The 6,618-nt window shown below is 43.3% G+C and carries 8 protein-coding genes; all 8 read right to left on the bottom strand.

Translation table 11 applies throughout. The annotated features are described in order from the left end of the window. Positions 1–100 precede the first annotated feature (100 nt). The 8 genes from BP97_RS0127985 to BP97_RS37625 all read right to left on the bottom strand — a co-directional run bounded on the left by BP97_RS0127985 (position 101) and on the right by BP97_RS37625 (position 6,534). Positions 101–319 carry a helix-turn-helix domain-containing protein gene (locus BP97_RS0127985; protein WP_028552080.1) on the bottom strand — a complete coding sequence of 73 codons (219 nt, stop codon included), beginning with the start codon at positions 317–319 and terminating at the stop codon, positions 101–103. A gap of 10 nt (positions 320–329) precedes the next feature. Further along, entirely contained in the window at positions 330–812 is a 483-nt protein-coding gene (locus tag BP97_RS0127980; protein WP_028552079.1) for a DUF2975 domain-containing protein, read from the bottom strand. 723 nt (positions 813–1,535) lie between these two features. Next, entirely contained in the window at positions 1,536–2,000 is a 465-nt protein-coding gene (locus BP97_RS0127975; RefSeq protein ID WP_036746649.1) for a DUF2269 family protein, read from the bottom strand. A gap of 15 nt (positions 2,001–2,015) precedes the next feature. Further along, a complete protein-coding gene (locus tag BP97_RS0127970; protein ID WP_028552077.1) occupies positions 2,016–2,744 on the bottom strand; it encodes an NAD(P)-dependent oxidoreductase in 729 nt (242 codons plus the stop codon). A 270-nt stretch (positions 2,745–3,014) separates the two neighbouring features. Beyond that, complete coding sequence (locus tag BP97_RS0127965; RefSeq protein ID WP_028552076.1) at positions 3,015–3,347, bottom strand: winged helix-turn-helix transcriptional regulator; 333 nt, start codon at positions 3,345–3,347, stop codon at positions 3,015–3,017. 276 nt (positions 3,348–3,623) lie between these two features. After that, positions 3,624–4,199, bottom strand: a complete 576-nt coding sequence (locus BP97_RS0127960; RefSeq protein ID WP_028552075.1) for a dihydrofolate reductase family protein — start codon at positions 4,197–4,199, stop codon at positions 3,624–3,626. Between the two features lie 154 nt (positions 4,200–4,353). After that, the gene (locus BP97_RS41215; RefSeq protein ID WP_231506459.1) at positions 4,354–4,761 is read right to left on the bottom strand and encodes a tyrosine-type recombinase/integrase; all 408 of its coding nucleotides are present in this window, start codon (positions 4,759–4,761) and stop codon (positions 4,354–4,356) included. 453 nt (positions 4,762–5,214) lie between these two features. Continuing rightward, the gene (locus BP97_RS37625; protein WP_064745748.1) at positions 5,215–6,534 is read right to left on the bottom strand and encodes a family 43 glycosylhydrolase; all 1,320 of its coding nucleotides are present in this window, start codon (positions 6,532–6,534) and stop codon (positions 5,215–5,217) included. Positions 6,535–6,618 lie beyond the last annotated feature (84 nt).

The raw sequence follows: 6,618 nt of genomic DNA, 5'->3' as shown, positions 1-6,618 counted from the left end.
CCCGGTAGCAAAAAGCGGCTGCCGAAATATACCAGCAGCCGTGTTTTAGTTGTTTATTGAGTTAACGTGCCCGATAGTTAAATAATTTTGTTGTTTGTTTTTATTTAGGGGCTTCGTCGCTTTTGTACTCCAAAATATCACTTGGCTGACAATCCAAAGTCTTACATATCGCTTCTAATGTTGAAAAACGAACAGCCTTTGCTTTCCCATTTTTCAGAATGGAAAGATTCGCCATAGTAATTCCAACCCTCTTTGCAAGCTCCGTTACGCTCATTTTTCTTTTTGCTAACATTACATCAATATTGATGATAATCGCCATGTGATACACCTCAGATCGTTAAATCATTTTCTGACTTTATATTTATAGCTTCCTGTAAAAGTCTTTGGAGAACAGCAGCAAAAACGGCGATCACCATAGAAGCGAAAATAATGACCAATTCGGCGAATGTGATAATTGGAGGGTCAACTCTCCTCGCCATGAGATAGTAGAGTGGCGTACCAAGCAGGTACAAGGTACTTATTGTGATGGCACAGTATTTTATATTCTTTAAAACCTTTACGGATAATTCCGAGAACACTTGGTTCTTATCAATATAGCTTAAAAGTTTAAAAGCTTGATACAGAGCAATGTAAAAAGGTATCGCTGCCGCGTACATATCTATTAATACAAGAGATTTCATATAAGCGATATCTGGATACAATTCTCCAGCAAAATTCCCGAACTTAGGCACTAAAAATATGCACAAAGCAAGAATTGGGATTCCAATAAGAATAACAGCCATTTTCAAAAAGAGTGTTGTTCCCCGTTTCATTAAGAGCACCTCGCTAATTTACTTATAGAATAAACTTTAACACATAATTTATTGTTTAACAATAAATTAATATCGTTTTTAGTTATATTATTATTGTTAATGGAATTTCTTAATATTTTAGAAAAATAAAAAACATTTCACATTACAAAGAAATGCTCTTACTTTAAAATGTTAAATTTACAACTTGTTCAACAATGCTGCCCGTTACAATGAAAACAGGGAGCAGCTGCCGCGCAGCGATCTGCTCCCTAGTAATTACGCTATCGTTCTCCGTCGTATTATGAGGTCAGCCCGTTTTTACTGGTTGACCACTTTCGTTGGTGTATTTGTCAGTAGCCGGGGTAGATCGGTCGTTCTCCTGGGTCTGTAACCCGTCGCTAAAACTGATCGCCCCCCTACTTGTAGTAACCATGTTTAAGCTGGTTGAGACGATTAGATCTAGCATAACAAGCGATGTATATATCTCGCTGTATTATGTGGTCTAAAAAAGACCGTAAGCAAGAAATTACGTGAGTTTTATGACAAGAAGCGTGAAGCTGATAAGCCTTATCGTGTTGCCCTCATCGCCTGTGTTAACAAATTCCTCCACTGGATTTATGCCCTGCTAGTGATACAAGAAAGGTTTGTCGACTTAGCTTAGTATCCATATTTATCGTTCAAATAAAAAACCTTCCAGTATGCCAGTGTACCTATTTTTCAGTATACTGCTGTTGCAATCTAAGATTAAGAGAATGGTTTAAGGATCATAAGTACGGTTATGGCAATCATAAGCAGCTGTGACGCTGTCTCGATTGGTACGATCTTTTTCATCAATCGATCGAGCTCCGAGGGTACTTCATCCCCTTTGCTTTGACTTATAGATACAATTTCCATGATCTTTTTCATGCGCGGCCCGATCATTCCCTCGATCGTGACGACCATGAGCAGCGATAAAAGGATCGATATACTTAGCCACATTTGGGACAACCCCATCTTCGTTATGATCATAAGCCAAACCCCGGTAATAATAAGTACAGCTCCGCCAATTTTAGGCAGGATGGCAAGCTTGTTCGTTACATCAAAAGCAAAGCGCAACTGGCCAACGGTTCTAGCGGACCTTCGAATAACGGGTACCACTAAAGCGGGACCGATGACCGCGATAGAAGCCAATATGTGCAAAACGAGGATCCATCCAAACAAACTCACCATCTCCCTTTTTGCTCCTTAATACACCGGAATCTCGCTTTGATAGGCGAGTCCGACCCTTTTCCTCTTAAAAGGCCCTCCGAGCTCGATATGCTCCAGCATGCATTTCACGACATCATCATAAGCAACATCCAGCTCTTGAAGCCGACTGAACAAGTAACCGGCTATATCAGCCTCGGATAATTCCTTGATAGTCTTCGGAATGGATATGGGCAAGGTTTCCGTCGTTACATGCAGATGAACCGGTGCCGGAGGTTCTATCGAATCAATCATAGTTCCCGGACACATAATTGACCAATCAAGCTCAGACTGCAGCAGTCGTTCAAAATTCCGGTTGTGATTTTTATACGCGGGCGGGAATCCGGGCAGATTGTTGCCAATGAGATCAGTATATGGAATATCCAGCAGGCCGGCACCTCCCATTACCCATACCCTCCCGGAAAAACTAGGGTGGATTTCACATTGGCTTATAATGTTATCAACGAGACGAACGAACTCATCTCCTTGACCTGCATGGCCGGCAGCAATAATAGCGGCGTCTTGATGCGAGAGCGCCTCGCCGACGCTTACTGGGTTTATGATATCGTCCACGATCACCTTCACATGTTTGGCGGAACGCTCTCCTTGCTGTCCATAAAACTTCTCGGAGTTTCGCACGAATGCGGTCATTTCATGTCCCATTTTACACCCTTGCTCCAGCGCTCTTCTCCCCGTATTTCCCGTTGCTCCGAAAACAATAATTTTCATCGTTTTTTCCTCCTTTTATAATTGACTCCTGATATTTCATCTCTGGATTGACTTAAGCTTAGCATCGTTTAAAAATCTTGATAAGAACCCACTTTAATGTAGGGTCCTTACTTAAAAGTAAGCATTAAGCAGAACGGGTTATCCATGTTGGTCCACGGCGAAAATCTTAAAGAAAGATTGACTGTAAAATAGCAAAAGCTGCCAGGGGAAATCCCTTGGCAGCTTTTGCTATGAGTCCTTGAATTAGTGTACAAATGAATTGAACCAGCTCTAAGAAGCAGATTCTTCATATTTCCGCTTATTATGGTTTTCTCCCCAAGCACACATGACTTCTGCTACAGGAATCAATGTTTTACCATATTCACTAAGGGAATATTCTACTTTTGGAGGGACGGTGGGGTAGACCGTTCTATCGATAATGCCCTCTCGTTCCAAGTCCCGTAGATGTTGTGAAAGCATTTTTTGAGAAACATCAGGTATAAGTTTTTCCAGATCGTTGAATCGCTTATTGGATTGTATCAACTGCCATAAAATCATTGGTTTCCATTTGCCGCCTAGAACATGAATGATTGTCTCCACTGGACATTCAAGCTGATGAATCATTAATAAATCATCCCCTTACTTTATAAGTAAGCTCATTACCCTAAAGTATACATTTAATAAAATTTTACAGAATGTTTGCAATCCGGTCAACCAAATAAAATTAATTCGTTTTCGGATCCAAAATCGGTTGCGAAGATTAAACGAGGCTAATGAATCGGGGTTATTCTCCTCTATAACGCACGTTCAACGAAAAGCAGCCGATCATTTCGACCGACTGCAATCGCGTCTTTTATTCAACTATCGTACCCGTTAGCGTAATCACCTTAAGTGACAAGGTCATCTTACCGTCTGGTAAACGAGACCTATGGCTCCAGAATCAAAGGTCTTGTTTTCGATTAGCTTAAGATTGATCTTCTCCTTGAGACCATGGAATAACGGCAATCCCTTACCGATCAGGACGGGAGAAACCGTAATTTTATACTCATCAATTAAATCAAACTGCATAAGGTGGTGTGCGAACCTAGGACTGCCGAGGATGACCATATCCTTGCCTGGCTGCTGTTTGAGGTTATTGATCTCTTCCTCGACATCTTCTTTCACGAGTCTGGAATTATTCCATTCGACTTTCTCCAGCGTCGTGGAAAAAACGATTTTGGCTGTCTTTTCGATCCACTCGGCATGATTCCGTTCATGCTGCGAAGCTGATGGGTTCGAAGGCACAGATGGCCAGTAACTGTGCATCATCTGATAAGTCCCACGTCCCCAAATGACAGTGTCGGCAGTACTCAGAATTTCTTTCGCGTGTTTCTCCAAATCAGCATCGTAGGAAACCCAGCCAATGTCCATTTCACCATTCGGCCCTTCTACAAAACCGTCAAGCGATGCGTGCAGAAATAGAACGAGTTTTCTCATTTTCAGTTCTCCTTTGTTCATGAGGGATATCTACATTATACATTAACTACATTTTAGCAGAATTCAACTTGGGTTGTTTCTTATGGATTGCTAATCCCAAACCTGCCCTTTAGTTGAGCGGTGACATCATTAAGACAACAATCGCTGCTACAACCTAAAAGTAACGACGGTAGAGTTCTCGCCAGCGTTCCCCGCTCAGCTGGGCGTATATTTGAGTGGTTGATGCTTTTTCATGCCCCAACATGCCTTGAATGAAATCTAATGGTGCTCCGTTATCAAGGAGCTTGCATGCATAGGTATGACGAAACCGATGTGGATATACATTAGCTTTGAGTTCTCCCCGATTGGCAAGACATTTTAATGTCGGAATAGCCATCCGTCTTGTAGGATGTGTATCAGTTACAAATAAGGCCTTGCAAGAGTCCTCACGGCTCGCGAGGTACTTCTTCAACCACACTTTACATTCGGTGGTAAAGTAAACCTCTCTTTGTTTTGAACCCTTGCCATTTACAATTGAGGAGCAATTCTCCCAATTCAGATCTTCGATGTTCAACTTCTCCACCTCTCCAACCCGATGACATCTTCCTCAATCAAAAACTTAGGAATACGCTTGTCCATTTTGGGTTCGCGTAGCTTCAAAGAAGGGTTTGATGATAAATATGTCTCTTCATAGGCAAAGCGGAACAGGGAGCGAACAAAACGTATGCGATGTGCCAGACTGTTGGGTTTCAAGCGATCGGACTGCTTTGTCAAGTATTCTTTCAACAAGTTCAAAGTAACCTCAGAAATATCCAGGTCTCCTAGCTCTCTTGCAAGCATCTTGTCGAAAAACGGACATGTTTGTGTCGTCCGACATGATTTGATTTCGTGTCAATAAATATGTAAGGTGGCCTGCCTTTATTTGTTGCTGCGTCCGACGGTTTATTGTAACTGGACGTATGAAATACACAACGGCCCCACTGTACAGATCAAACGGTCTGATCAGTACAGTGAGGCCGCAATGCTTGAATAATAACTATTCATTAAAAAGACTTACCGTGAGTCCGCTAACTGAAATATCGCCATATCCTCCTGTCAGCTTGATTATATTATTTTTGCCAGGATTTAATGAGGCTGTGAAATAAGCAGTACCCTTCGTTTCTGATGCCGCCTCTGAAAAGGGAGCGTTGATCAGAGAGTAATCATGCCCATTGACCTCCAAGTTCAGTTTCGCCAACGCTTCGGCTGTACTGTAGTGAATATAGATTGTCGCGCGTCCACCGGTGCCGCCGTCAATAGATTCAAATGCACAGTAGACCTCCTTGGCCGCCATCCCTCGGACTACTACCTCTGCATCATCAATACTCTGGATCACTGCGCCACCGCCTGTGGAGCAATCAGCAGCAGGATAGTAAGTGGTTGCTTCGTCCACTGTCACCTCATCGACAGGCCCAACACCTTCCTTAGTCTGAACAACGGTTTGAATGGTTCCGTCTTCATGAAAATGCAGGTAGTCGATACATACGCTCCGCAAATTGCCGCGGCCGGAAATTTCCTGATTATGATAGAACAGATACCATTGCCCTTTGTATTCTACAACCGAGCCGTGCGTAGTAGGGCAGCCGGTTGGCTCAAGGAAGATGCCTTGGTAGGTCCAAGGACCAAGCGGATGCTTGCTCGTCGCATATCGCATTCGGTTGTTATTCTCCAAATTGTCGGCGTAGGTCAAATAGTACAGGCCTTTTCTCTTGAAAACCCAAGCCGCCTCATGAAAATCCTCCAATCCGGACATATCCCGCATCGGTCCTTTAATTGACATCATGTCTTCATTTAATTCTCCGCCTTGGCATTTGCTGCCGCCTCCATAATACATATAGGCCCTGCCGTCGTCATCGACAAATACGCACGGATCGATCATGGCAAAGCCGTCAAGCCCTTCGATATAACCTCGGTCCACAAACCCGCTGGCCGGCTTATCACTTGTGGCCACGCCGATTTTCCAGGTTGCGTTCCAGTCGGTTCCGCTCGGATGCGGGTAATAAAAGTAATACGTACCGTTCTTATAAGCGCAGTCAGGAGCCCACATAAACCCACCTTCCGGACGGCCCCAATGCACATCCTTGGAATGGAGAATTTCTCCTTCGTCCACCCAATTGACCAGATCGTTAGAGGAAAAAACATGATATGCATCCATCAGATCGCAGCCTCGTGGTGGATCAACGTCATGGGACGCATAAATGTAGATTCTCCCGTCATCCCATACATGTGCAGACGGATCGGCCGTAAAAATACTTGTGATAACCGGATTATTACCGGACTGTTTGATCTGAGCTTTTGGTATTTTTGAAGTGAACATAGTAACTTCTCCCTATTCATGCAGAGGACGCTTGCCAGGTATCTCCGCAAGTACTTATCTGCTGATAAATGATGGATGTAGATC

This window comes from Paenibacillus sp. UNC451MF (assembly GCF_000686845.1).
GTDB lineage: Bacteria > Bacillota > Bacilli > Paenibacillales > NBRC-103111 > Paenibacillus_S.
Note: the sequence above shows the minus strand (reverse complement) of the source record. Positions and strands in the feature narration are given on the sequence as shown.